This window comes from Streptomyces sp. LE64, from assembly GCF_052606915.1.
This window is the reverse complement of record NZ_CP199708.1, coordinates 974,591-996,665: the sequence shown is the minus strand read 5'-3', so window position 1 is coordinate 996,665 and position 22,075 is coordinate 974,591. Positions and strand designations below refer to the sequence as shown.

The window sequence follows — 22,075 nt, the reverse complement described above, 5'->3', positions numbered from 1 at the left end:
GTGATCCCGCGCCCCGTCTCGTCCCGCCGCTCCACTGCGGTCCGGGCCCTGCTCCTCGCCTACGCGGTCGCCGCCACCGCCGATGTGGCGCTCCTGCTCGCGGGCTCGTCCGCCGGGCACACCACCGTCAAACCCGTGCTGCTGCTCCTGCTCGCGGCCTGCGCCGCGCTGTGCGGCGGGCCCCGGCTGCTCACCGCGGCCCTGCTCTGCGGGTGGGGCGGTGACGTGCTGCTCCTCGTCGACGACGACCTCGCGTTCCTCGCCGGCATGGGCTCCTTCGCCGTGGGCCACCTCTGCTACTTGGCCCTCTTCGCCCGCCACGCCCGGCCCGCCGCCGTCCCGGACCCGGGCGCCCGGGCCCGGCGCACCGCCCTCGGTCTCGGGTACGCCACCGCCCTGGTGGTCGTCGTCGGCCTGCTGTGGCCGGACCTGCCCGCCGGGCTGCGGGTGCCGGTGGCGCTCTACAGCGTGCTGCTCACCGTCGTGGCGTTCCGGGCGGCCTCCCTCGGCCCGCTCGCCGGGCTCGGCGGGGCGCTGTTCCTCCTCTCCGACACGCTCATCGCCACCGGCATCGCCGACTGGCCGCAACTCCCGCGCCCGGACGCCTGGGTCATGCTCACCTACCTGGCCGCCCAGTTCCTGTTGGCCGCCGGGGTGCTCGCCGCCCACGCCCGAGGGCTGCCCGAGCCGGCGCTCACCACCACAGGGAACCCCACCGGATCGGCACCGGCACCGCGGTGAGCAGGGCCGACACCGCCACCACCAGGCCCAGCACGGCGACCTCCGCCCGGGCCGGGGCGAACGCGGCCAGCGGATCACCGGGGCGGGCCCGCCGCCGACGTCGAGCCACCCGGCGCAGCCGCTGCCGCGCCACCAGGGCCAGCACCGCCACCACCACCATCAACAGCACCTTGGCGAACAGCACCCGCCCGTAGGCCGTGGTCCGCAACTGGTCGAGCAGGGTGTCCGGCGGCATCCGGCGGAGGGTGCTGACCAGACCCGTCGCCGTCACCCCGACCAGACAGCCGGCCGCCACCCGTGCGTACTCCGCCAGCAGCGCCGCACCCGCCGCGGGGGCGGTGGCGCGCCACTGCCAGCCCACCCGCACCGCGTACACCAGACCGCCCACCCACAAGGAGGCGCAGGTCAGGTGCACCAGCGTCAGGCCCGTCCCCACCAGCGGCTGCTGCTCGGTCACCGGGTGGGCGCGCAGTGCCTCGGCGACCACCACCGCGGTCAGCGGCAGCACCCGGACGACCACCCGGCGGGACCGGTGCAGGAGCCCGGCGGCGATGAAGGCGTTCACCTCGACCAGGGCCAGCGCCCCGTCCCTGGTCTGGTACAGGCCGCCGATGTTCATGTCGGCGGGGCTGGTGGGCACCAGGTTCCCGGTGGCCACCACCGAGGCCAGGCCCAGGGCGGCCACCGTCCCGGCGAGCGCCGCGTACCCCGACCACGGGCGCGGCGGGCCCGCCCCGGCGGGCGCGGGCACCCGGCGGGCGAGCACCTCGCCGAAGACCTCGCCGAACTGGACGGCGAGCGCCGCGAACAGGACCGTGCGCAGGAGCCCGATCCCCGCGGTGCCCGGCGCCGGGTCCTCCCCGGTGCCCTCCAAGGCCCAGTCCGGTCCGAGCAGCGGGATCAGCGCGGCGAGCAGCAGCAGGACCAGGACGGCGGCCGTCCGCACGAGCGGGCCGCGCCACGGCGGTCGGGCGGCGGCGAGCGGCTCCGGCCCGGCGGCCACCGCGTCGTCCGCCGCCCCGGATATCGGAGGGAGGGAGTCCACACCGAATCTTCACCACCGGGTACGGACAGGGGCAAGTCAGCCCGGTTCGCCGTGCCAGACCGCCGGGACGGAGGGGTGCGCGTCATCGCTCATGGACCCGCATCCCAGGGACCGTCCGTCCGTGCCCTCGGGCCGACGGGCGCGGACGGACGGCGGTGCCCTACTTGCGGACGGCGTTCAGGGCGTCCACCACACCGGCGCCGTAGAAGCCGTTGCGGTTCTTGCCGCCCTCGCAGACGGCGTCGACCTTGCCGTCGCCGTTGATGTCGTACGGGTCGGTGCACGGCGTGGCGACCGCACCGCGGTACAGCAGCGCCTTGACCTGCGCAGGGGTGGCCCGCGGGTGGGTGGACTTGATGAGCGCGGCGACCCCGGCGGCGTGCGGGGAGGCCATGGAGGTGCCGGCCATGTAGCCCCAGCGGCCACCGGGCAGGGTGCCGAGGATCAGTCCGCTGGTGGCGGGTGCCTCGGGGCGCTGGAAGGCGGTGGAGTCGCCGCCGGGCGCGGCGATGTCGACGACGCCCTTGCCGTAGTTGGAGAAGGACGACTTGATGCCCTTGGCGCCGATCGACGCGGTGGTCACCACCCCGGGGAGCTGGGTGGGGATGTCGAGGCACTCGGAGGGGTCGACCACCCGGGTGCCCGGGGTGGTGTCGTTGGGGCTCGACGGGTCGGTCAACTCGTCGGCGGCGAGGTCGAAGTTCTCGTTGCCCGCGGCGGCGACGTTCACGGCGCCCTTGCGCTCGGCGTACCGCGCGGCCCGGGACACCGCCTCGACCAGGGCCCGCTGGTCCGGGTCGTCGTCGCAGTTGAAGTACCACGGGTCGGTGTAGTAGCTGTTGTTGGTGATGTCCACGTCGTTCTCGGCGGCCCACATGAAGCCGCAGACCACGGCCTCGGCGTAGAAGAAGCCGGCCGGGGTGGAGACCTTGATGCCGGAGACCTTCACGCCCGGTGCCACCCCGGTCATGCCGGCGCCGTCCTTGGCCGCGGCTATCTCCCCGGCGACGTGGGTGCCGTGGGCGCTCTCGCCCGGTCCGGGACGCCAGGAGCCCTCGGTGGTGTCGGCCTTGCCGGACACGCAGTTGGCGGAGGCCCGCCGGTCGAAGTTCGGGGCGAGGTCGGGGTGGGTGTCGTCGACGCCGGTGTCGAGGACGGCGACCGTCACGTCCTTGCTGCCGAGGGTGCGCTCGTGGGCCTTGTCCGCCTTGATCGCCGGCAGGCTCCACTGGAGCGGCTGGAGCGGGTCCTGGGTGGCGTTCGCCGCCCTGGTGGCCGCCGCGACCTCCTCGGCGGAGAGCGCCCGGGGCGCTCCGACGACCTCGGTGGCCTGGGCGGGCAGCGGCGCGGTGCGGGTGGCTCCCGCCGACTCCACGCCGCGCACGGTGCGGAGCACCTTCGCGAACTCCGGATCGGCGGAGTGGGCGACGATCACGCCTATCTTCCGGTAGGTGGCGACGACGGTGCCGCCGGCCCGGGTGATGGCCCGCTCGACGGAGTCGGTGGCCTTGTGGTGGCGCAGGTTGACGACGTAGCTGAGCTTGGTGCCCTCGGCCGCCGCGGTCAGGGCGGACGGCGTGATCTCCGTGTCGGCCGCGGCGGCCGGGGTGGCCTGCGGCAGGAAGGCCAGGGAGGAGGCGAGGGCCATGCCCAGCGGGACGGCCACGGCGCGACGGGTGCGCGGGAGGCGGGGGGCCATGGGAACTCCAGTTCGTTCGGTCGGCGCGCGCACGGCGGGCCGGGGTGGGGGTTCGGTCGAGGCGCGCGCACGGGCACGGGCTCGACGACGGCGGGCGGGCCTCGGGAGCGGTTCAGCGGGGGTGCCGGAGGGTGCGGGGACGGGGGACCGTCCCCGCACCCTCCGGCCGGTGGTGCGCGGGTCGGGTCAGTCGACGGCGTCGAGCGCGTCGACCACCCCGTGGCCGTAGAAGCCGTTGGTGCGCCGGTCGCCCTCGCAGACCGCGTTGGCGACCCCGTCACCGTCGGGGTCGAACGGGCCGGTCGGGCAGCCGGGGTTGTCCGCCTGCGCCTTGAGCAGGGTCTGGAGCACGGCGGGGGAGGCCCACGGGTGCCGGGACTTCAACAGCGCGGCGACCCCGGCGGCGTGCGGAGCGGCCATCGAGGTGCCCTGGAGCCAGGCGTACTGGCCACCGGGCATGGTGGAGAGGATGCGCCCGTTCTTCGAGGGGGTGTCCGGGATCTGGTAGAGGCGGTCGCCACCGGGGGCCGCGACGTCCACCACGTCCTTGCCGTACGAGGAGTAGTACGACTTGAAGCCCTTGGAGCCGGTCGCGCTGACCGTGACCACGCCCGGGAGCTGGGTCGGCAGGTCGAAGCACTTGCTCGGGTCGACGGTCCGCGGGACCGGGACCGTGTCGTTGGGGCTGGAGTCGTCCAGGATCTCGTCGGCGGCGAGGTCGTGGTTGGAGTTGCCGGCCGAGGCCAGGTGCAGGACGCCCTTGCGCTGGGCGTACAGCTGGGCGCGGTTGACGGCGTGGACCACGGCCCGCTGGTCGGGGTCGGCCGTGCAGTTGTACAGCCACGGGTCCACGTAGTAGCTGTTGTTGGTGATCTCGACCCCGCGGTCGGCGGCGAACACGAAGGCGCACACGACGCTCTCCGGGTAGAACAGCCCGTTGGCCGGGTCGGTCACCTTGATGCCGGAGACCTTCACCCCGGGCGCCACCCCGGCGACGCCGATGCCGTTGCGGGCGGCCGCGATCTCCCCGGCCACGTGCGTGCCGTGGTAGTCCTGCGGGGTGTCGGGGCGCCAGGCGCCCGCCGAGGTGTCGGGCTTGCCGCCCGCGCAGTTGGCGGACTGCGCGGCGGAGAAGTTGGGCGCCAGGTCCGGGTGGGTGTCGTCGACGCCGGTGTCGATGACGGCGACGGTCACCTTGGAACTACCGGGGTTGATCTTCGCGGCCTTGTCCGCGCCGATGGCCCGCAGGTCCCACTGCTCGGCTTCCAGCGGCTCGCTGTCCGGCGCCGCGCCCTGCCGGCCCGCGGTCAGGGCGGACGGTCGGGTGGCGGCGTTGGTCGCGGCCTCGGACAGGTACTGCGGGGGGCCTTCCTGGGTGGTGCCGGCCGGGCTCAGCGGTGCGGTGCGGGTCGCGCCGGCGGAGGCGACGCCGCGCACCGCGCGCATCGTCCTCGCGAAGTCCGGGTCGGCCGAGTGGGCGACGATCACGCCGATCTTCTCGTACGCGATGACGACCTCGCCGCCGGCCTTCTCGACCGCCCGGCGCACGGAGGCGACCGTCTTGCGGTCGGCCCGGGTGTTGACCACGTACGCCAGCTTCGAGCCGGCCGCGGTCGTCGAGGCCGTGGGGGCGTCGGCCGAGCCGTCCGGCACGGCGGTCGCGGTGCCCGGCAGGAAGCCGAGCGAGGCGACGAGCGCCAGACCGACCGGCACCGTCAGGGCGGACCGTCGTCTGGAGCGCAGCGGAACCATGGGATCTCCACATCATCCGGAAACGGGGGGCAACCCGACCGCGGGTCATCGGATCGGGCAGGTACATGACGTAGAACTCAGGGTGAAGTTATCCCCCGCCGTCCCCGCCCTTCAATGATTTCCCGAAGAAATGCCGAACGAGCCGTTCTATGCGCGTCCAGTTGCGCGTGACCCCGGGCGCCGACCCGGCCGCCGACCCGTCAGGGACCGCCGGCCGCACGCCCGTTCGGTCCCGAAGCGATCGTCCTCGCACCGCTTCCTCGGCCCCCGCCACGACGTTGGGCATGCGGCACCCGCCATACAGCCCCCTGTCGGATCACGCCCGAGGGGCCTAGCATCCATCGGGCTCGCGTGATCCACATCACCGTGAGGTCGGACACCGACATGACTGACGCCTCCGTCCCCAACCCGGCGCCCACGCCGGAACCCCGCACACCGTCAGCGGCACCGGTGCCCTCGCCCCCGGTCGCGGCACCCGCCGCACCGGGCGATCCGACGGCACCCCGCACCACTGCATCGCGCACCACACCGGGTTCACACCCCCCGTCCATCGCATCCGCACCGCGAGGAGACTCCGTGGCCACCGACGCACCACCCCCACCGCACTCCGACGACGCTCCCGACCCCCGTGCCGACCTCCCCTCCACCGAGGAGTTCCTCGCGGTCCAGGAGAGTGCGGAGTTCGCGGAACTGCGCCGTTCCTACCGCTCGTTCGCCTTCCCCCTGACCGTCGCCTTCATCGCCTGGTACCTGCTGTACGTCCTGCTCTCCAACTACGCGGGCGCGTTCATGGGCACCCGGCTCTTCGGCAACGTCAACGTCGCCCTCGTCCTGGGCCTCGCGCAGTTCCTGACGACCTTCCTCATCGCCTGGTGGTACTCCCGGCACGCCGCCACCCACCTCGACCCCCGGGCCGAGGCCATCAAGGACCGGATGGAGCACCGCGCATGAGCCCCGCGACCGCACACCTCGCCCCGACCGTCCTCGCCGCCTCCTCCGAGGCCAGCGAGCACCGGCCGCTGATCATCTCCCTGTTCGCCGCGTTCGTCATCGCCACCCTGTTCATCACCGTGTGGGCCGGACGCCAGACCAAGGACGCCGCCGACTTCTACGCGGGCGGGCGGCAGTTCACCGGCTTCCAGAACGGCCTCGCCGTCTCCGGCGACTACATGTCGGCCGCCTCCTTCCTGGGCATCGCCGGCGCCATCGCCCTCTTCGGCTACGACGGCTTCCTCTACTCCATCGGCTTCCTCGTCGCCTGGCTGGTGGCGCTGCTGCTGGTCGCCGAACCCCTGCGCAACTCGGGCCGCTACACCATGGGCGACGTCCTCGCCTACCGGATGCGCCAACGCCCGGTGCGCACCGCCGCCGGCACCTCCACCATCGTCGTGTCCATCTTCTACCTGCTCGCCCAGATGGCCGGAGCCGGCGTCCTGGTCTCCCTGCTGCTCGGCATCACCAGCGACAGCGGGAAGGTCCTGATCGTCGCCCTCGTCGGGGTGCTGATGATCCTCTACGTCACCATCGGCGGGATGAAGGGCACCACCTGGGTCCAGATGGTCAAGGCGGTCCTGCTCATCGGCGGCACCCTGCTGATCACCTTCCTGGTGCTGCTCAAGTTCCAGTTCAACGTCTCCGACCTGCTCGGCAAGGCCGCCGAGAACAGCGGCAAGGGCGCAGCCTTCCTGGAGCCCGGCCTCAAGTACGGCGCCACCGCCACCTCGAAGATCGACTTCATCTCGCTGGGCATCGCCCTGGTCCTGGGCACCGCCGGACTGCCGCACATCCTCATCCGCTTCTACACGGTGCCCACCGCCAAGGCCGCCCGGAAGTCGGTCAACTGGGCCATCGGCATCATCGGCGCGTTCTACCTGATGACCATCGCCCTCGGCTTCGGTGCCGCGGCCCTCATCGCGCCCGAGGAGATCACCTCCTCCAACAAGGCCGGCAACACCGCCGCCCCCCTGCTCGCCCTGCACATCGGCGGCGTGGACTCGACCTGGGGCGCCGTCCTGCTGGCCACCATCTCCGCCGTCGCCTTCGCCACCATCCTGGCCGTGGTCGCCGGGCTGACCCTCGCCTCCTCCTCCTCGTTCGCCCACGACATCTACGCGAACGTCATCAAGAAGGGGCGGGCCACCGAGCAACAGGAGGTGCGGGCCGCCCGGCTGGCCACCGTCGCGATCGGCGTCGTCTCCATCGGACTCGGCGCCCTCGCCCGCGACCTCAACGTGGCCGGACTGGTGGCGCTCGCCTTCGCCGTCGCCGCCTCCGCGAACCTGCCCACCATCCTCTACAGCCTGTTCTGGAAGCGGTTCACCACCCGTGGCGCCCTGTGGTCCATCTACGGCGGCCTGACCTCGGCGGTCGTCCTGGTGCTCTTCTCCCCGGTGGTCTCCGGCAAGGCCACCTCGATGTTCCCGGACGTCGACTTCCACTGGTTCCCGCTGGAGAACCCGGGCATCGTCTCCATCCCGCTCGGCTTCCTCCTCGGCTGGCTCGGCACCGTGCTGTCCAAGGAGACCGCCGACCGCGGCAAGTACGCCGAACTGGAGGTCCGCTCGCTCACCGGCACCGGCGCCCACTGACCGGGCCCGCCCCGTCCGCCACCGGAGCCCGCCCCTCGGGGCGGGCTCCGACCGTCCTCACCACCGCTGTCGGCGCCCTCGCGTAGGCTCGTGTCAGTGGCCCCGGTGCACCCGAGCGCACGGAACCATCCGTGGCCGACCGTCCGGGACGACGCGCCGACTCACCGAGACACCACCGGGCAGGGGGCCGACATGCTCAGCGACACCCACGGCCGCACCGCGACCGACCTGCGGGTTTCCCTCACGGACCGGTGCAACCTCCGCTGCACGTACTGCATGCCGGAAGAGGGCCTGGCCTGGCTGGCGAAGTCCGAGGTCCTCACCGACGACGAGATCGTGGAACTGGTGCGCATCGCGGTCACCCGGCTCGGGATCACCGACGTCCGCTTCACCGGGGGCGAGCCCCTGCTGCGGCCCGGCCTGGTCGGGATCGTGGCGCGGGTCGCGGAACTGGCGCCCCGGCCCCGGATCTCGCTCACCACCAACGGCATCGGCCTGGCCCGCACCGCACCCGCGCTGCGCGCCGCCGGCCTCGACCGGGTCAACGTCTCCCTGGACACCCTGCGCCCCGAGGTCTTCAAGGCGCTCACCCGCCGCAACCGGCTCCCCGACGTCCTCGCCGGCCTCGCTGCGGCCCGCGCCGCCGGACTGACCCCCGTCAAGGTCAACGCCGTCCTGATGCCCGGCCTCAACGACGACGAGGCCCCCGACCTGCTGGCCTGGGCCCTCGACCACGACTACGAGCTGCGGTTCATCGAGCAGATGCCCCTCGACGCGCAGCACGGCTGGCGCCGGGACGGGATGATCACCGCGAGCGACGTCCTGGCCTCCCTGCGCACCCGCTTCACCCTGGAACCGGCAGGGGACGGGGACCGGGGCTCGGCACCGGCCGAGCGCTGGCTGGTGAACGGCGGCCCGCAGCGGGTCGGTGTGATCGGCTCGGTCACCCGCCCGTTCTGCGCGGCCTGCGACCGCACCCGGCTGACCGCCGACGGGCAGGTCCGCACCTGTCTGTTCGCCCGCGAGGAGACGGACCTGAGGGCCGCCCTGCGGGCCGGTCACGGCCCGCAGCGCACGGAGGAGGAGATCGTCCGGCTCTGGCGCCGCGCCATGCGGGGCAAGGCGCCCGGCTCCGGTCTCGACGCCCCGTCGTTCCGTCAGCCCGACCGCCCCATGTCCGCCATCGGCGGCTGACGCGCCCCGGAAGGGACCGGGCTCAGCCCTCCGCGGACGGCTCGCTCCAGTCGGCGAGCGGCACCACGTCCTTGAGGAAGCCGCGGACCCCCAGGAACTGGGAGAGGTGCTCCCGGTGCTCCTCGCAGGCGAGCCAGGTCTTGCGCCGCTCGGGCGTGTGGAGCTTCGGGTTGTTCCAGGCGAGCACCCACACGGCGGCGGCCCGGCAGCCCTTGGCCGAGCAGACCGGAGGGCCGGGCACCGCCTCGGGAGCGGTGCCGAAGAACCCCGGGATGCCCAAGCGGCCCTCGGAGCCGGACGGGTTCGGGGACTCGGCGGGCAACGGCTCATCGGGGTGCGGGGAAAGCGCGTTCACCCCACCACACTAAGCGCCGCGAGCCCCGCGTGGCGCAGCCGGGCCGCAAGGGCCCGGACACCACGACGCCGGGCAGCCACGGGGGGAGCTGCCCGGCGTCGGTCAGTCGCTCCGACGGGGGATGCGGAGCGCGTACGCAGTATGTCACGCGTCACCCGGGAGCCGGCACAGGATTCGCATGATTGATTTGAGCACTTCTTGAGCTTGGCGCAATGGCTCCGCTCAGCCCGAACCGCCCCCGGTGGGGCCCGCGCCGCCCCCGCCGCCCTCCCCGGAGGTCCGGCCCGGGGATTCCGCGCCGGGTTCCGCCGCAGGTCCCGACAAGACCGGCCGCACGGGCGGCGCAACGAAGATCGACGGGAGGGAAGGAGCGTTCTCCCGGCCCGCGTTGGCGATCACCACGGCGATGTACGGCAGCACCATGCCGAGGACGAGCGCCACGATGGCCACATATCGCTGCACGTCCCACAGGGCCGCGCCGAGGACGAACGACACCGTGCGGACGGACATCGAGATCACGTACCGCCGCTGTCTGCGCCGGACGTCCTCGGTGAGCCCCTGCCGGGCCCCCGTGATCCGGAAGACCTCGCCGTCGCCCTGCTTCCGCATCGGATTCCACCACCGCCCCAGTCCGCCGGGCCCACGCCGGCCCGAACCGCTTTCACCGTACGCCCCGGTCCCGTTGCGGACGAGACCGGGGAGGGGCCGTGCCCCCGCCTCGGGTCGGCCGGATGCCGACCGGCCCGTCCGACGTGCGCCGTAGGGTCATCGGTCGGACACTGGGGGCACGCACGACGAACCACGCGTCGAGCCGAATCAGGAGGCACCCATGAGCTGGTTGTGGGCGATCATCGTCGGTTTCGTGTTGGGACTCATCGCCAAGGCGATCCTCCCGGGCAAGCAGCACAGCCCGCTGTGGCTGACGACGATCTTCGGCATGATCGGGGCGATCATCGGCAACTCCCTGGCCGCGGCGTTCGGCATCGCGGAGACCAGGGGCTTCGACTGGGGGAGGCACACCCTCCAGCTCATCGCGGCGATCGTCGTCGTCGGACTCGGCGACATGGCGTACATGGCGCTGTGGGGCAACAAGAAGAAGCAACGCGTCTGAAGCCCCGCGCGGGAGAACGGGGAGGGGCACGGTGCCTCGGCACCGTGCCCCTCCCCGAACCCGTTCCCGCGCTCGCAGCGAGCTCAGCCGGTGGCGGTCCCGTCGCCGGGAGCGACCAGCTCGATCGCCGCCAGGTTCCGCTTGCCGCGCCGCAGCACCAGCCAGCGGCCGTGCAGCAGTTCGGCGGCCTCGGCCACCGCGTCCTCGGCGGTCACCTTGACGTTGTTCACGTAGGCGCCGCCCTCCTTCACGGTGCGCCGCGCGGCCGACTTGCTGGCCACCAGGCCCACCGCGGCGAACAGGTCGACCACCGGACCCAGGGCCTCGACCCGGGCGTGCGGCACCTCGGAGAGCGCCGCCGCCAGCGTGGCCGGGTCCAGGTCCGCCAGCTCGCCCTGCCCGAACAGCGCCCGGGAGGCGGCCGTCACCGCGGCGCACTGCTCCGCACCGTGCACCAGCGTCGTCAGCTCCTCGGCCAGCGCCCGCTGCGCGGCCCGGGCCTGCGGACGCTCCTCCGTGGCCCGCTCCAGTTCCTCGATCTCCTCACGGGACCGGAAGCTGAAGATCCGGAGAAACTTCGACACGTCCCGGTCGTCCGCGTTCAACCAGAACTGGTAGAAGGCGTACGGCGTGGTCATCTCCGGGTCCAGCCACACCGTGCCGGACTCGGTCTTGCCGAACTTGGTGCCGTCCGCCTTGGTGATCAGCGGGGTGCCCAGCGCGTGCACCTCGGCGCCCGGCTCGACCCGGTGGATCAGGTCGGTGCCGGAGGTCAGGTTGCCCCACTGGTCGCTGCCACCGGTCTGGAGGGTGCAGCCGTAGCGCCGGTACAGCTCCAGGTAGTCCATGCCCTGGAGGATCTGGTAGCTGAACTCGGTGTAGCTGATGCCCGCGTCGGAGTTGAGCCGCCGGGAGACGGCCTCCTTCGCGATCATCTTGTTGACCCGGAAGTGCTTGCCCACGTCGCGCAGGAACTCGATGGCCGACATGCCCTGGGTCCAGTCCAGGTTGTTGACCATGACGGCGGCGTTCGGGCCCTCGAAGTCCAGCAGCGGCTGGATCTGCCCGCGCAGCCGTTCCACCCAGGCGGCGACGACCTCCGGCGCGTTCAGGGTGCGCTCCGAGTTGGGCTTGGGGTCGCCGATCAGGCCGGTGGCCCCGCCGACCAGGCCCAGCGGACGGTTGCCCGCCTGCTGGATGCGGCGCATGGTCAGGATCTGCACGAGGTTGCCCAGGTGCAGACTGGGCGCGGTCGGGTCGAAACCGCAATAGAACGTGACGGGACCGTCCGCGAACGCTTTGCGCAAGGCGTCCTCGTCAGTGGACAGGGCCAGCAGCCCGCGCCACTTCAGCTCGTCGACGATGTCCGTCACGGTTCCGTGTCTCCTCAGTCTCGCCGGCACCGGAATCCGTCGAGGGGGCCGGTGCCCGGGGTGCGCCCACGGCGCGGTTCCCGGCCAAGTCTAGGTCCTCCCCGTCAGACCCCCTGGCTCACCGAACTCATGTTGAAGTCGGGAACGCGCAATGCGGGCATCGCGGCACGAGTGAACCAATCACTCCACTCCCGGGGCAAGGTCTTTTCCGTCCGCCCCGCCTCCACGGCCCGGCCCAGCAGGTCCACCGGCGACTCGTTGAACCGGAAGTTGTTCACCTCCCCGACCACCTCGCCGCCCTCCACCAGGTACACCCCGTCCCGGGTCAGCCCGGTCAGCAGCAGCGTCGCCGGGTCCACCTCGCGGATGTACCACAGGCAGGTCAGCAGCAGCCCGCGCTCCGTTGCCGCGACCATCTCGTCCAGCGAGCGGTCGTCGCCGCCGTCCAGGATCAGGTTCCCGATCGCCGGTGACACCGGCAACCCGGTCAGCTCGGCGCTGTGCCGGGTGGTCACCAGCCGGGACAGCGCCCCCTCGGAGATCCACTCGGTGGCCGTCAGCGGCAGCCCGTTGTCGAACACCGAGGACTCCCCGCCCGAGGCGTGCGCCAGCACGAACGGGGCGGTCTCCAGCCCCGGCTCGTGCGGATCGCTGCGCAGCGTCAGCGGCAGCCCGGCCAGCTTCTCGCCGACCCGGGTGCCCCCGCCCGGCGTCGAGAACACCGTGCGCCCCTCCGCCGCGTCCCGACCCGCCGCCGACCAGTACTGGTAGATCAACAGGTCCGCGACCGCGGTCGGCGGCAACAGCGTCTCGTACCGCCCCGCCGGCAGCGCGATCCGGCGCCGCGCCCAGCCCAGCCGGCGCGCCAGCTCGGCATCCAGCTCGCCCGGGTCCACATCGGTGAAGTCCCGGGTCGCCCGGCCCGCCCAGGCGGACCGGGTGCGGTCGGGCGACTTGGCGTTCAGCTCCAGCGTGCCCTTGGGCTGGTCGTGGCGCAGCCGCAGCCCGCCCGAGGTGCCCAGATAGCTGGACACCAGCTCGTGGTTGGCGAAACCGTACAGCTCCCGGCCGCCGGCCCGGGCCCGGGCGAACGCCTCGCCGAGCGCCGGGGCGAACTGCGCGAACACCGCCGAGGAGGTCTCGGCCGGGGCGTCGGTGAAGTCGGGGGAGTGCGGCACCCCGGTCACCAGCGGCTGGGCGTCCTCCGCCGGGCCGGCCGCCCGGGCCGCCTCCTCGGCGGCCCGCACCAGGGGCTCCAGGTCCCCGGCGGTGACCGCGGAGCGCGAGACCATCCCGGACGCGGTCCCCCGGGCGCCGTCCACCGTGGCCACCACGGTGAGGGTGCGCCCCCGGGTGACCCCGTTGGTGGTCAGCGCGTTGCCGGCCCACCGCAGGTTGGCCGTCGAGTGCTCGTCCGCGATGACGACGCAGCCGTCCGCCCGCGACAGCTCCAGCGCCCGCTCGACCAGCTCGTGCGGCCTGCTCACCCGTGGACTCATCGCCCGGCCTCCTGCGTGGTGTTGAGGATGTTGACGCCCCGGAACAGGGCGCTGGGGCAGCCGTGGGAGACCGCCGCGACCTGGCCCGGCTGGGCCTTGCCGCAGTTGAAGGCGCCACCGAGGACGTACGTCTGGGGGCCGCCGACCGCCGTCATCGAGCCCCAGAAGTCGGTGGTGGTCGCCTGGTAGGCCACGTCCCGCAGCTGACCGGTGATCCGGCCGTTCTCGATCCGGAAGAAGCGCTGCCCGGTGAACTGGAAGTTGTAGCGCTGCATGTCGATGGACCAGGACCGGTCACCGACCACGTAGATGCCCCGCTCCACCCCGCCGATCAGGTCCTCGGTCGACATGCCCGCCGGGTCCGGGCGCAGCGACACGTTCGCCATCCGCTGCACCGGCACGTGCCCGGGGGAGTCGGCGTAGGCGCAGCCGTTGGAGCGCTTGAACCCGGTCAGCCGGGCGATCCGCCGGTCCAGCTGGTAGCCGACCAGGGTGCCGTCCTTGACCAGGTCCCAGGACTGCGCGGCCACGCCCTCGTCGTCGTACCCCACGGTGGCCAGGCCGTGCTCCGCGGTGCGGTCCCCGGTGACGTTCATGACCTCCGAGCCGTAGCGCAGCTTGCCGAGCCGGTCGAAGGTGGCGAAGGAGGTGCCCGCGTAGGCGGCCTCGTAGCCCAGCGCCCGGTCCAGTTCGGTGGCGTGCCCGATCGACTCGTGGATGGTCAGCCACAGGTTCGACGGGTCGACCACCAGGTCGTACAGCCCCGCCTCCACGCTCGGCGCCAGCATCTTCTCGGCGAGCAGTTCGGGCAGCTCGGCCAGTTCGCCGGCCCAGTCCCAGTGGTTCCCCGTCAGGTACTCCCAGCCCCGGCCGGCCGGCGGGGCCAGGGTGCGCATCGAGTCGAACTCGCCGGTGGACTCGTCCACCGCGACCGCCGTGAACTCCGGGTGCAGCCGTACCCGCTGCTGGGTGGTCACGGTGCCCGCGGTGTCCGCGTAGAACTTGTTCTCGTGGACGGTGGTCAGCGCCGCGTCCACGTGGGTCACGCCCTTGGCGGCCAGCAGCGCCGCGCTCCAGTCGGCGAGCAGCCCCGCCTTCTCCCCGTCCGCCACGGCGAAGGGGTCGACCTCGTAGGAGGACACCCAGGTCCGGTCGGCGTGCACCGGCTCGTCCGCCAGCTCCACCCGCTCGTCGGACCCGGCGGCCCGGATGACCTGCGCCGACAGCTTGGCCATCGCCACCGCCTGGGACGCCACCCGGGCCGCCGCGTCCATGGTCAGGTCCACGCCCGAGGCGAAGCCCCAGGTGCCGCCGTGCACCACCCGCACCGCGTACCCCAGGTCGGTGGTGTCCGAGGTGCCCGCCGGCTTGGCGTCCCGCAGTCGCCAGGACGCGCTGCGCACCCGTTCCAGCCGGAAGTCCGCGTGTTCGGCGCCCAGCGCGCGGGCCCGGGCGAGCGCCGCATCGGCGAGCGCCCGCAAGGGCAACGCCGTGAAGGCTTCGTCGATCGAATGTGGCACGGAGGGTCTCCCTGCGGGCGTGGCGAGCGGTGGACGGGCGCGGTCGGCCGGCGCGGTCGACGACCGCCGGGGCCGGCGCGGGAGCGGCGGTCGCACGGGCGTCGTGCTGCCCGACCCGTACCGATCATGTCCGACCCGGGTCCCGATGGCCACATCCTGACGGGTTCCCCGGGCGCGGCGTTCTGTAGGGAATCGACAGAGCGGCCCCGGAGTCACTGTCGGTGGCCGATTCCCCCCGTGCCGGACGGTACCGATAGGTTCGGGGCAGGGCGGCACCGAACGCCCGCGCGGTGCGCGGCGGACGCCGCCGCGTCAACAGACCGCTAACGAAAGGGTGATCCGTTGAGCCGCTCGGTTCTCGTCACCGGAGGCAACCGGGGCATCGGCCTCGCCATCGCCCGCGCGTTCGCCGACGCGGGCGACAAGGTCGCGATCACGTACCGCTCGGGTGACGCCGAGGCGTTGCGGGCCCACGGCCTGCTGCCCGTCCGGTGCGACATCAACGACGCCGAGCAGGTGGAGCAGGCGTACAAGGAGATCGAGGCCGCGCACGGCACGGTCGAGGTCCTCGTCGCCAACGCCGGGATCACCAAGGACCAGCTCCTGATGCGGATGACCGAGGAGGACTTCACCTCGGTCGTCGACACCAACCTCACCGGCACCTTCCGGGTGGTCAAGCGCGCCAACCGGGGGATGCTGCGCGCCCGTAAGGGGCGGGTCGTCCTGATCTCCTCCGTCGTCGGCCTCCTCGGCTCCGCCGGCCAGGCCAACTACGCCGCCTCCAAGGCCGGCCTGGTGGGTTTCGCGCGGTCCCTCGCCCGGGAGCTCGGCTCCCGCAACATCACCTTCAACGTCGTCGCCCCCGGCTTCGTCGACACCGACATGACGGCGGCCCTCAGCGAGGAGCAGCGCGCCGGCATCGTCGCGCAGGTGCCGCTCGGCCGTTACGCGGACCCGGGGGAGGTCGCCGCGGTGGTGCGCTTCCTCGCCTCCGACGACGCCTCGTACATCACTGGAGCCGTCATCCCGGTTGACGGCGGACTGGGAATGGGTCACTGATCACCATGAGCGGAATCCTCGACGGCAAGCGCGTCCTGATCACCGGGGTGCTGCTGGAGTCCTCCATCGCGTTCCACACCGCGAAGCTCGCCCAGGAGCAGGGCGCGGAGATCATCCTCACCGCCTTCCCGCGCCCGACGCTCACCGAGCGGGTCGCCAAGAAGCTGCCCAAGCCCACCAAGGTGGTGGAACTGGACGTCAGCAACGACGAGCACCTCGGACGCCTCTCCGACGTGGTCGCAGCGGAACTCGGCGGCCTCGACGGGATCGTCCACTCCATCGGCTTCGCCCCGCAGGACGCCCTGGGCGGCAACTTCCTCAACACCCCGTTCGAGTCGGTCGCCACCGCCATGCACGTGTCGGCCTTCTCGCTGAAGTCGCTGACCACGGCCTGCCTGCCGCAGATGCAGAACGGCGGCTCGGTCGTCGGCCTCACCTTCGACGCCCAGTACGCCTGGCCGCAGTACGACTGGATGGGCCCCGCCAAGGCGGCGCTGGAGTCCGTCAACCGCTACCTGGCCCGTGACCTGGGCGAGCGGAACATCCGCTGCAACCTGATCTCCGCCGGGCCGATCGGCTCCATGGCCGCCAAGTCCATCCCCGGCTTCGAGGAGCTGGCCACGGTCTGGGACAGCCGTTCGCCGCTGAGCTGGGACGTCAAGGACCCGGAGCCGGCGGGCAAGGGCGTGGTGGCCCTGCTGTCCGACTGGTTCCCGAAGACCACCGGCGAGATCGTCCACGTCGACGGCGGACTGCACGCCATCGGGGCCTGAGCCCCGCCCCGCCGCCGGGCGATGCCCCGCCTCCCGGGAGGCGGGGCATCGCCCGTTCGGGTCAACAGATCGGGCGCCGCCCCGGCCGAACGGGGGACGCTGGACCAGGAGTTCCCCCTTGTGGTGCAGCCGTGACGGGCCCCTCGGTCCGTCACGGTACGGCCGAGGAGGTTGCCTGGTGCGGTGGTCCCACGGTTTCGTCCCGTTGCTCGCGCTGTTGGTCTTCCTGACCTCGCTGCCCGCCGTCGCCGGCTCCGAGGGCGCCCGGTCCGGTCCGGACGCCGAGCGGCCCGTCCGCGCGGAGGGCGACTTCGGCCGCGACGGCCCCGAGTGCCGCACCGCGGTCGACGGCCCGCAGGCCGTCGCCCACTGCCACAACCCCTATCCGGCCCTCTACCGGGTCGCCCTGCACGTGGAGTGCGCCCACTGGTGGGACCTCGACGTCGACGGTGCGGCGGTGGAGGTGCGCCCGGCCGGGACGGTACGGCTCGCGGCGCGCTGCTGGAGCGGAATCGACGCGGTCTGGGTCACCCAGCACCGGGTCTGATCCGGCTCGGTCACGGCGTGCTGCGCCCGCCCGCCCCCGCGTCGGCGGCCTCCCGCAGGCGCTCCCGGCGGCACAGCGAGGCGTAGGCCGCGGCCTCCGAGGCGGCCGTCCCGGGGTCCCCCGCCCGGATCGCGTCGACCAGCCGGCCGTGGTCCATGTACTCCTCCGGCACCAGGGTCCCGCCCACGTCCCAGCGCAGCCAGTCCCGCATCACCTCGCCGAGGTCCGCGTACATCGCGGTGAGGACGTCGTTGTGGGACGCGGACACCACCGCGAGGTGGAAGCTCGCGTCGGCGGTGACGAACGCCTCCGCATCGCCCGAGGCCCAGGCCGTCTCACGGCGCAGCAACAGGGCGTCGAGCTGCTGGAGGTCGCGCGCGGTGTGCCGTTCGGCGGCCATCCGGGCCGCGCTGGACTCCAGGGTGGCCCGCACCTCGGCGACGTGCCCGGGATCGGCCGCGGCGAACCTGCGCTGCATCACCCCGGCCAGTTCGCTGGTGGCCAGCACGTAGGTGCCCGATCCCTGCCGGATGTCCAGCAGCCCGTTGTGGGCGAGGGCGCGGACCGCCTCGCGCACCGTGTTGCGGGCCACCCCCAGGTGCTCGACCAGCTTGGGTTCGGTAGGGATGCGGGAGCCGACCGGCCATTCGCCGGAGGTGATCTGGGCCCGGAGCGCCGCGATCACCTGCTCGGACAGGGCCGATCGTCGGGGGTGGGCGAGCGGCATGGGCTGGGGCCCTTTCGGGTGGGGGACGGGGGAGGCGCACGGACGGGGGAGAGCCGCGGCGGGAGGTCCACCGCGGTGGTGGAGCGGGTGAGCGGGCACCAGGTCCCGATCAATCATCCCATGATTCTATGATGGGGGGCATGCGTAGCGAGGACATGCCCACCGTCACCCCCGTCGGCCGGGGCACCCACGAGGACGGTCCATTGGCCGTCGAGGTTCCGCCCGCCCCCCGGACGCGCTCCGCGGGGCTGGTACTCGTCGGTGTCGCCCTCGTCCTCACCGCCGTCAACCTCCGCCCGGCGATCACCAGCCTCGGCGCCCTCCTCGAAGAGGTCCGCACCGGGCTCGGCATGAGCGGCACCGTCGCCGGACTCCTCACCTCCGTGCCCACCCTCTGCTTCGCCGTCTTCGGCATCACGGCGCCCCGCCTGGCCCGCCGCCACGGCCCCGCCGCCGTGGTCTGCGCCGGCATGGCCGCCGTCGCCGTCGGGCTGGCGGTCCGCCCCTTCGTCGGCGGCACGGTCGGCCTCCTGGTGGGCAGCGCCCTCGCCCTGATGGGCATCGCCGTCAGCAACGTCCTGATGCCGGTGATCGTCAAGCGCTGGTTCCCCGACCGGGTCGGCACCATGACCGGGCTGTACTCCATGGCCCTCGCCGTCGGCACGTCCACCGCGGCGGCCGTCACCGTCCCGCTGACCGACGCCCTCGGCGGGAACTGGCGCAGCGGGCTCGCGGTGTGGGCGGCGCTCGCGGCCCTCGCCGTGGTGCCGTGGCTGCTCGTCGTCGCCCGCAGCCGCACCGCGTCCCCCGCCCCGACCGCTCCCCCCGCCGCCCGGGACGCCGCGACGGGCGAGGCGCTGCGCATCACCCGCAGCCGCACCGCCTGGGCGCTCGCCGCCTTCTTCGGGCTCCAGTCCACCGCCGCCTACATCACCATGGGGTGGATGCCGCAGATCTTCCGGGACGCCGGGGTCCCCGCCGACACCGCAGGACTGCTGCTCGCCGTCACCATGGTCATGGGCGTGCCGCTCGCCTTCGTCATCCCGCGGGTCGCCACCCGGCTGCCCCGCCAGGGCCCGATCGTGCTGGTCCTGGGGCTGAGCGGACTGGCCGGGTACGCCGGCCTCTACCTCGCCCCGGCCGCCGGCGCCTGGGCCTGGGCGCTGCTGCTGGGCGTCGCCAACTGCGCGTTCCCGCTGGCCCTCACCATGGTCGGCATGCGCGCCGGCACCGCCGCCGGGGTGGTCAAGCTGTCCGCCTTCGCCCAGAGCACCGGATACCTGCTGTCCATACCGGGCCCGATCCTGGTCGGCGTGCTCTACCAGCACAGCGGCGGCTGGGGCCTGCCCATCGCCCTGATGGCCGCGCTCCTCGTCCCGCAGATGGCGGCGGGCGTCCTCGCCGGCCGCAACCGCACCGTGGAAGCCGAGTGGGCGGCGCGCGGGTGACCCCACCGCGCGCGCCGGCGGGCAGCAGTGCGAGACTGGCCCCATGCCCGTCCTGGAACCCAACCCCCCCAACGGTCAGCGCAAGCTGCTCCTCGTCTTCGGCGCGATGCTCGGCATCACCGTCGTCATCGGCGTGATCGCCACCATCGCCTCCCCCTGAACCCGGAGGGTGGGGCTGCCCCCCATCCCCTAGGGGGCCCGCTTCAGGGTCAAGTGGGTGGCCTTCCCGATGGGTTGGCGACCCCGCTCCCCGTAGCGTCGAACCGTGCCGCGACACCCTGCGGCCACCGGTACCGAAGCTCGTGGAGGCGTCATGTCGGCCCGCCCGCACCCCCGGCAGTCCCGCACGGCGTCCTCCGAAGGCGCCGGCCGCACCGGACTCCGGTTGCCCTGGTGGGCCGTGGCCCTGCCGGTGCTGGCCTTCGCGCTGCTGCTGACCCTGCTGCTGAACCCGGCCGAGGCCCACGCGGCCACCGCCGAGCCCTCGCTCGGCCCCCTCCTGGAGCGGGCCCGCCACCTCCTGACGCGTTGAGCGCACGGGCCCGACCGCCCCCTCGCGCGAACAGCGCACAGCGGTCGTCAACTCCCTGCGCCACGTACCGGGTTTCGTGCGAAGCTTGACGGCATGAGCGTCGCAGAACCCCGCAGGATCGTCGTATTCCGGCACGCCAAGGCCGACTGGCCCGACCTCAACGACCACGAACGCCCGCTGGCGGAGCGCGGCCGCAAGGACGCCCCCGTCGCCGGCCGCAGGCTCGCCGACTCGGGCATCGCACTGGACCTGGCCCTCTGCTCCACCGCGACCCGCACCCGGGAGACCTGGAAGCTCGCCGTCCAGGAGCTTCCGCACCGCCCGAAGACGGTGTACGAGGAGCGCGTCTACGAGGCGACCCCCGGCGAGCTGATCGCCGTCTTCAACGAGCTACCGGACGAGGCGCGCGACGTCATCGTGATCGGCCACAACCCGGGCGCCCAAGGGGTGACCGAGGTCCTGGCCGGTGCCGCCGAGGGCGACGCCGCCGAGCGCCTGGCCCGCCGGGGCTTCGTGACCGCGGCCTTCGCCGTCCTCGCCTTCACCGGCTCCTGGAAGGCCCTGGAACCCGGTGCGGCCACCCTGACCGACTACTGGGCGCCCGGCGAGAGCCACTGACCGCACCCGTTCCGCCGGGTCCGCGCGGACCCGGCGGAACACGTGACCGGAGGGCTCAGGTGCCGGTCCCCTCGTCCGCGGCCTCCACTTCCTCGCGGGAGATCCCCAGGAGGTAGAGCACGGTGTCGAGGAAGGGCACGTTGACCGCCGTGTGTGCGGCCTCCCGCACCACGGGCTTCGCGTTGAAGGCCACCCCGAGCCCCGCCGCGTTCAACATGTCCAGGTCGTTCGCGCCGTCGCCGATCGCCACCGTCTGGGACAGCGGCACCCCCGCCTCCGCCGCGAACCGGCGCAGCAGCCGGGCCTTGCCCGCCCGGTCCACGATCTCCCCGGTGACCCGGCCGGTCAGCTTGCCGTCCACGATCTCCAGGGTGTTGGCCTGCGCGAAGTCCAGCCCGAGCCGTTCCTTCAGATCGTCGGTGACCTGGGTGAACCCGCCCGAGACCACCCCCACCTGGTAGCCGAGCCGCTTCAAGGTGCGGATCAGGGTCCGGGCACCGGGCGTCAACCGCACCTCGGCCCGGACCTTCTCCACCACCGACGCGTCCAGCCCGGCGAGCAGCGCCACCCGGGCGTGCAGCGACTGCTCGAAGTCCAGTTCCCCGCGCATCGCGGCGGCGGTCACCTCGGCGACCCGGTCCTCGCAGCCGGCGTGCGCGGCGAACAGCTCGATGACCTCGTCCTGGATGAGCGTCGAGTCGACGTCCATCACCACCAGGCGCTGCGCCCGCCGGTGCAGGCCCGCCGCCACCACGGCGATGTCGATGTCGAGCGCCGCGGAGGCCGTCGCCAACTCGGTGCGCAGCACCTCCGTCGCGACCCCGGACACCGCGAACTCCACGGCCGTCACGGGATACTTGGCGAGTCGGAAGATGCGGTCGATGTTGCCGCCGGTCGCGGTGATCCGGGCCGCTATCCCGGCCGTGGACCGGGCGGAGAGCGGATGCCCGAGAACGGTCACGTGGGAGCGGCCCAGGCCGCGCGGCCGGTTGTCGCCGTGACCGGAGATGATCTCGGCCTGCATCTTCATGGACTCCGCCCAGCCGTGGACGGTGGCCCGCAGGTCGCCCCCGCGCCCGTGCGAGGGCTCGGTGACCAGCGCGCACAGGGTGATGCGGCCACGGGTGACGACCTGCTCGATGTCGACCACGTCGACGGAGTAGGCGGCGAGGGTGTCGAACAGTCCGGCGGTGAGACCGGGGCGGTCCTTGCCGAAGATCTTGACCAGAAGAGTGGGATCGTCTGAGGTCTGCGAAGCGCTCATGGTCCTTCCACGGTATCCGGCGCACAGGACGGGCGCGCGAGCGGTCCGGGTGGCGGACAAATCCGGTGTGCGCCCGTCTGCGCGCCCCGTCGGCACCTCCCCGCTGCCACCCTCGTCGCCCCCGCCGGCCGAGGCCGGGGGAGCATCCGGCAGAAGCGAGGACGAGACACCCGAACCGTCCGGTTCCGGTCGGTCAACGGCCTTGCCCGGAGGGCCTGTCGGAGCCCTTC

22 protein-coding genes are annotated in these 22,075 nt (G+C 73.1%); 12 read left to right on the top strand and 10 right to left on the bottom strand.

Annotated features, from left to right (window positions below; translation table 11 throughout):
* Positions 1-741 (top strand): lysoplasmalogenase, encoded by a 741-nt coding sequence (locus ACSMX9_RS04405; protein ID WP_445400117.1) that lies wholly within the window; start codon positions 1-3, stop codon positions 739-741.
* On the opposite strand, the gene ACSMX9_RS04400 is transcribed toward ACSMX9_RS04405, so the two are convergent.
* The 3 genes from ACSMX9_RS04400 to ACSMX9_RS04390 all read right to left on the bottom strand — a co-directional run bounded on the left by ACSMX9_RS04400 (position 695) and on the right by ACSMX9_RS04390 (position 5,237).
* A complete protein-coding gene (locus ACSMX9_RS04400; RefSeq protein ID WP_445402886.1) occupies positions 695-1,744 on the bottom strand; it encodes a CopD family protein in 1,050 nt (349 codons plus the stop codon). The genes ACSMX9_RS04405 and ACSMX9_RS04400 overlap by 47 nt on opposite strands.
* Positions 1,745-1,946: 202 nt before the next feature.
* Complete coding sequence (locus tag ACSMX9_RS04395) at positions 1,947-3,485, bottom strand: S8 family serine peptidase (RefSeq protein WP_445400115.1); 1,539 nt, start codon at positions 3,483-3,485, stop codon at positions 1,947-1,949.
* A 186-nt stretch (positions 3,486-3,671) separates the two neighbouring features.
* A complete protein-coding gene (locus tag ACSMX9_RS04390; protein ID WP_445400113.1) occupies positions 3,672-5,237 on the bottom strand; it encodes a S8 family serine peptidase in 1,566 nt (521 codons plus the stop codon).
* 576 nt (positions 5,238-5,813) lie between these two features.
* Here ACSMX9_RS04390 and ACSMX9_RS04385 point away from each other — a divergent pair.
* The 3 genes from ACSMX9_RS04385 (at position 5,814) to moaA (ending at position 9,019) form a co-directional block, all read left to right on the top strand.
* Positions 5,814-6,188 carry a DUF485 domain-containing protein gene (locus ACSMX9_RS04385; protein ID WP_351244217.1) on the top strand — a complete coding sequence of 125 codons (375 nt, stop codon included), beginning with the start codon at positions 5,814-5,816 and terminating at the stop codon, positions 6,186-6,188.
* Positions 6,185-7,825, top strand: a complete 1,641-nt coding sequence (locus ACSMX9_RS04380; RefSeq protein ID WP_445400111.1) for a solute symporter family protein — start codon at positions 6,185-6,187, stop codon at positions 7,823-7,825. The genes ACSMX9_RS04385 and ACSMX9_RS04380 overlap by 4 nt, the downstream gene beginning before the upstream one ends.
* 192 nt (positions 7,826-8,017) lie before the next feature.
* Positions 8,018-9,019, top strand: a complete 1,002-nt coding sequence (gene moaA, locus ACSMX9_RS04375) for a GTP 3',8-cyclase MoaA (protein WP_445400109.1) — start codon at positions 8,018-8,020, stop codon at positions 9,017-9,019.
* A gap of 22 nt (positions 9,020-9,041) precedes the next feature.
* On the opposite strand, the gene ACSMX9_RS04370 is transcribed toward moaA, so the two are convergent.
* Both ACSMX9_RS04370 and ACSMX9_RS04365 read right to left on the bottom strand, forming a co-directional pair.
* The gene (locus tag ACSMX9_RS04370) at positions 9,042-9,293 is read right to left on the bottom strand and encodes a hypothetical protein (RefSeq protein ID WP_445402885.1); all 252 of its coding nucleotides are present in this window, start codon (positions 9,291-9,293) and stop codon (positions 9,042-9,044) included.
* A 303-nt stretch (positions 9,294-9,596) separates the two neighbouring features.
* Positions 9,597-9,983: a DUF3099 domain-containing protein gene (locus ACSMX9_RS04365; protein ID WP_445400107.1), complete on the bottom strand. Its 387-nt coding sequence runs from the start codon at positions 9,981-9,983 to the stop codon at positions 9,597-9,599.
* A 220-nt stretch (positions 9,984-10,203) separates the two neighbouring features.
* Between ACSMX9_RS04365 and ACSMX9_RS04360 the strand changes: the two genes are divergently transcribed.
* Complete coding sequence (locus ACSMX9_RS04360) at positions 10,204-10,485, top strand: GlsB/YeaQ/YmgE family stress response membrane protein (protein ID WP_445400105.1); 282 nt, start codon at positions 10,204-10,206, stop codon at positions 10,483-10,485.
* 83 nt (positions 10,486-10,568) lie between these two features.
* Here the strand turns inward: ACSMX9_RS04360 and tyrS are convergent, their stop codons facing one another.
* The 3 genes from tyrS to ACSMX9_RS04345 all read right to left on the bottom strand — a co-directional run bounded on the left by tyrS (position 10,569) and on the right by ACSMX9_RS04345 (position 14,877).
* Complete coding sequence (tyrS, locus tag ACSMX9_RS04355) at positions 10,569-11,858, bottom strand: tyrosine--tRNA ligase (protein ID WP_445400103.1); 1,290 nt, start codon at positions 11,856-11,858, stop codon at positions 10,569-10,571.
* A gap of 104 nt (positions 11,859-11,962) precedes the next feature.
* Complete coding sequence (locus tag ACSMX9_RS04350) at positions 11,963-13,357, bottom strand: metallopeptidase TldD-related protein (RefSeq protein WP_445400101.1); 1,395 nt, start codon at positions 13,355-13,357, stop codon at positions 11,963-11,965.
* Positions 13,354-14,877 carry a TldD/PmbA family protein gene (locus ACSMX9_RS04345; protein ID WP_445400099.1) on the bottom strand — a complete coding sequence of 508 codons (1,524 nt, stop codon included), beginning with the start codon at positions 14,875-14,877 and terminating at the stop codon, positions 13,354-13,356. The genes ACSMX9_RS04350 and ACSMX9_RS04345 overlap by 4 nt, the downstream gene beginning before the upstream one ends.
* Positions 14,878-15,219: 342 nt before the next feature.
* Between ACSMX9_RS04345 and fabG the strand changes: the two genes are divergently transcribed.
* The 3 genes from fabG to ACSMX9_RS04330 all read left to right on the top strand — a co-directional run bounded on the left by fabG (position 15,220) and on the right by ACSMX9_RS04330 (position 17,256).
* A complete protein-coding gene (gene fabG, locus ACSMX9_RS04340) occupies positions 15,220-15,936 on the top strand; it encodes a 3-oxoacyl-[acyl-carrier-protein] reductase (protein ID WP_351244202.1) in 717 nt (238 codons plus the stop codon).
* Positions 15,937-15,941: 5 nt separating this feature from the next.
* Entirely contained in the window at positions 15,942-16,709 is a 768-nt protein-coding gene (fabI, locus tag ACSMX9_RS04335; RefSeq protein WP_445400097.1) for an enoyl-ACP reductase FabI, read from the top strand.
* Positions 16,710-16,887: 178 nt separating this feature from the next.
* Positions 16,888-17,256, top strand: coding sequence for a hypothetical protein (locus ACSMX9_RS04330; RefSeq protein ID WP_445400095.1), 369 nt, complete (start codon positions 16,888-16,890; stop codon positions 17,254-17,256).
* Between the two features lie 10 nt (positions 17,257-17,266).
* On the opposite strand, the gene ACSMX9_RS04325 is transcribed toward ACSMX9_RS04330, so the two are convergent.
* The gene (locus ACSMX9_RS04325) at positions 17,267-17,983 is read right to left on the bottom strand and encodes a FadR/GntR family transcriptional regulator (RefSeq protein ID WP_445400093.1); all 717 of its coding nucleotides are present in this window, start codon (positions 17,981-17,983) and stop codon (positions 17,267-17,269) included.
* Between the two features lie 140 nt (positions 17,984-18,123).
* Here ACSMX9_RS04325 and ACSMX9_RS04320 point away from each other — a divergent pair, with 140 nt between their 5' ends.
* From ACSMX9_RS04320 to ACSMX9_RS04305, 4 genes are all read left to right on the top strand, one after another.
* Positions 18,124-19,431 (top strand): CynX/NimT family MFS transporter, encoded by a 1,308-nt coding sequence (locus tag ACSMX9_RS04320; RefSeq protein ID WP_445400091.1) that lies wholly within the window; start codon positions 18,124-18,126, stop codon positions 19,429-19,431.
* Between the two features lie 43 nt (positions 19,432-19,474).
* On the top strand, positions 19,475-19,591 hold the full coding sequence (locus ACSMX9_RS04315; RefSeq protein WP_351244192.1) for an SGM_5486 family transporter-associated protein: 117 nt from the start codon (positions 19,475-19,477) through the stop codon (positions 19,589-19,591).
* A gap of 153 nt (positions 19,592-19,744) precedes the next feature.
* Entirely contained in the window at positions 19,745-19,963 is a 219-nt protein-coding gene (locus ACSMX9_RS04310; RefSeq protein WP_351244190.1) for a hypothetical protein, read from the top strand.
* A gap of 93 nt (positions 19,964-20,056) precedes the next feature.
* On the top strand, positions 20,057-20,581 hold the full coding sequence (locus tag ACSMX9_RS04305; RefSeq protein WP_445400089.1) for a SixA phosphatase family protein: 525 nt from the start codon (positions 20,057-20,059) through the stop codon (positions 20,579-20,581).
* 55 nt (positions 20,582-20,636) lie between these two features.
* Here ACSMX9_RS04305 and serB read toward each other — a convergent pair whose 3' ends face one another.
* Entirely contained in the window at positions 20,637-21,845 is a 1,209-nt protein-coding gene (gene serB, locus ACSMX9_RS04300) for a phosphoserine phosphatase SerB (RefSeq protein ID WP_445400087.1), read from the bottom strand.
* Between the last annotated feature and the right edge of the window lie 230 nt (positions 21,846-22,075).

Bases quoted from the DNA above. Each gene is read 5' to 3' on its own strand.
- ACSMX9_RS04380 (WP_445400111.1), top strand. From the start codon at position 6,185: ATGAGCCCCGCGACCGCACACCTCGCCCCGACCGTCCTCGCCGCCTCC.
- serB (WP_445400087.1), bottom strand. From the start codon at position 21,845: ATGAGCGCTTCGCAGACCTCAGACGATCCCACTCTTCTGGTCAAGATC.
- ACSMX9_RS04360 (WP_445400105.1), top strand. From the start codon at position 10,204: ATGAGCTGGTTGTGGGCGATCATCGTCGGTTTCGTGTTGGGACTCATC.
- ACSMX9_RS04365 (WP_445400107.1), bottom strand. From the start codon at position 9,983: ATGCGGAAGCAGGGCGACGGCGAGGTCTTCCGGATCACGGGGGCCCGG.
- ACSMX9_RS04350 (WP_445400101.1), bottom strand. From the start codon at position 13,357: ATGAGTCCACGGGTGAGCAGGCCGCACGAGCTGGTCGAGCGGGCGCTG.
- ACSMX9_RS04390 (WP_445400113.1), bottom strand. From the start codon at position 5,237: ATGGTTCCGCTGCGCTCCAGACGACGGTCCGCCCTGACGGTGCCGGTC.
- fabI (WP_445400097.1), top strand. From the start codon at position 15,942: ATGAGCGGAATCCTCGACGGCAAGCGCGTCCTGATCACCGGGGTGCTG.
- moaA (WP_445400109.1), top strand. From the start codon at position 8,018: ATGCTCAGCGACACCCACGGCCGCACCGCGACCGACCTGCGGGTTTCC.
- ACSMX9_RS04325 (WP_445400093.1), bottom strand. From the start codon at position 17,983: ATGCCGCTCGCCCACCCCCGACGATCGGCCCTGTCCGAGCAGGTGATC.
- ACSMX9_RS04305 (WP_445400089.1), top strand. From the start codon at position 20,057: ATGAGCGTCGCAGAACCCCGCAGGATCGTCGTATTCCGGCACGCCAAG.
- ACSMX9_RS04315 (WP_351244192.1), top strand. From the start codon at position 19,475: ATGCCCGTCCTGGAACCCAACCCCCCCAACGGTCAGCGCAAGCTGCTC.
- ACSMX9_RS04395 (WP_445400115.1), bottom strand. From the start codon at position 3,485: ATGGCCCCCCGCCTCCCGCGCACCCGTCGCGCCGTGGCCGTCCCGCTG.
- ACSMX9_RS04310 (WP_351244190.1), top strand. From the start codon at position 19,745: ATGTCGGCCCGCCCGCACCCCCGGCAGTCCCGCACGGCGTCCTCCGAA.
- ACSMX9_RS04320 (WP_445400091.1), top strand. From the start codon at position 18,124: ATGCGTAGCGAGGACATGCCCACCGTCACCCCCGTCGGCCGGGGCACC.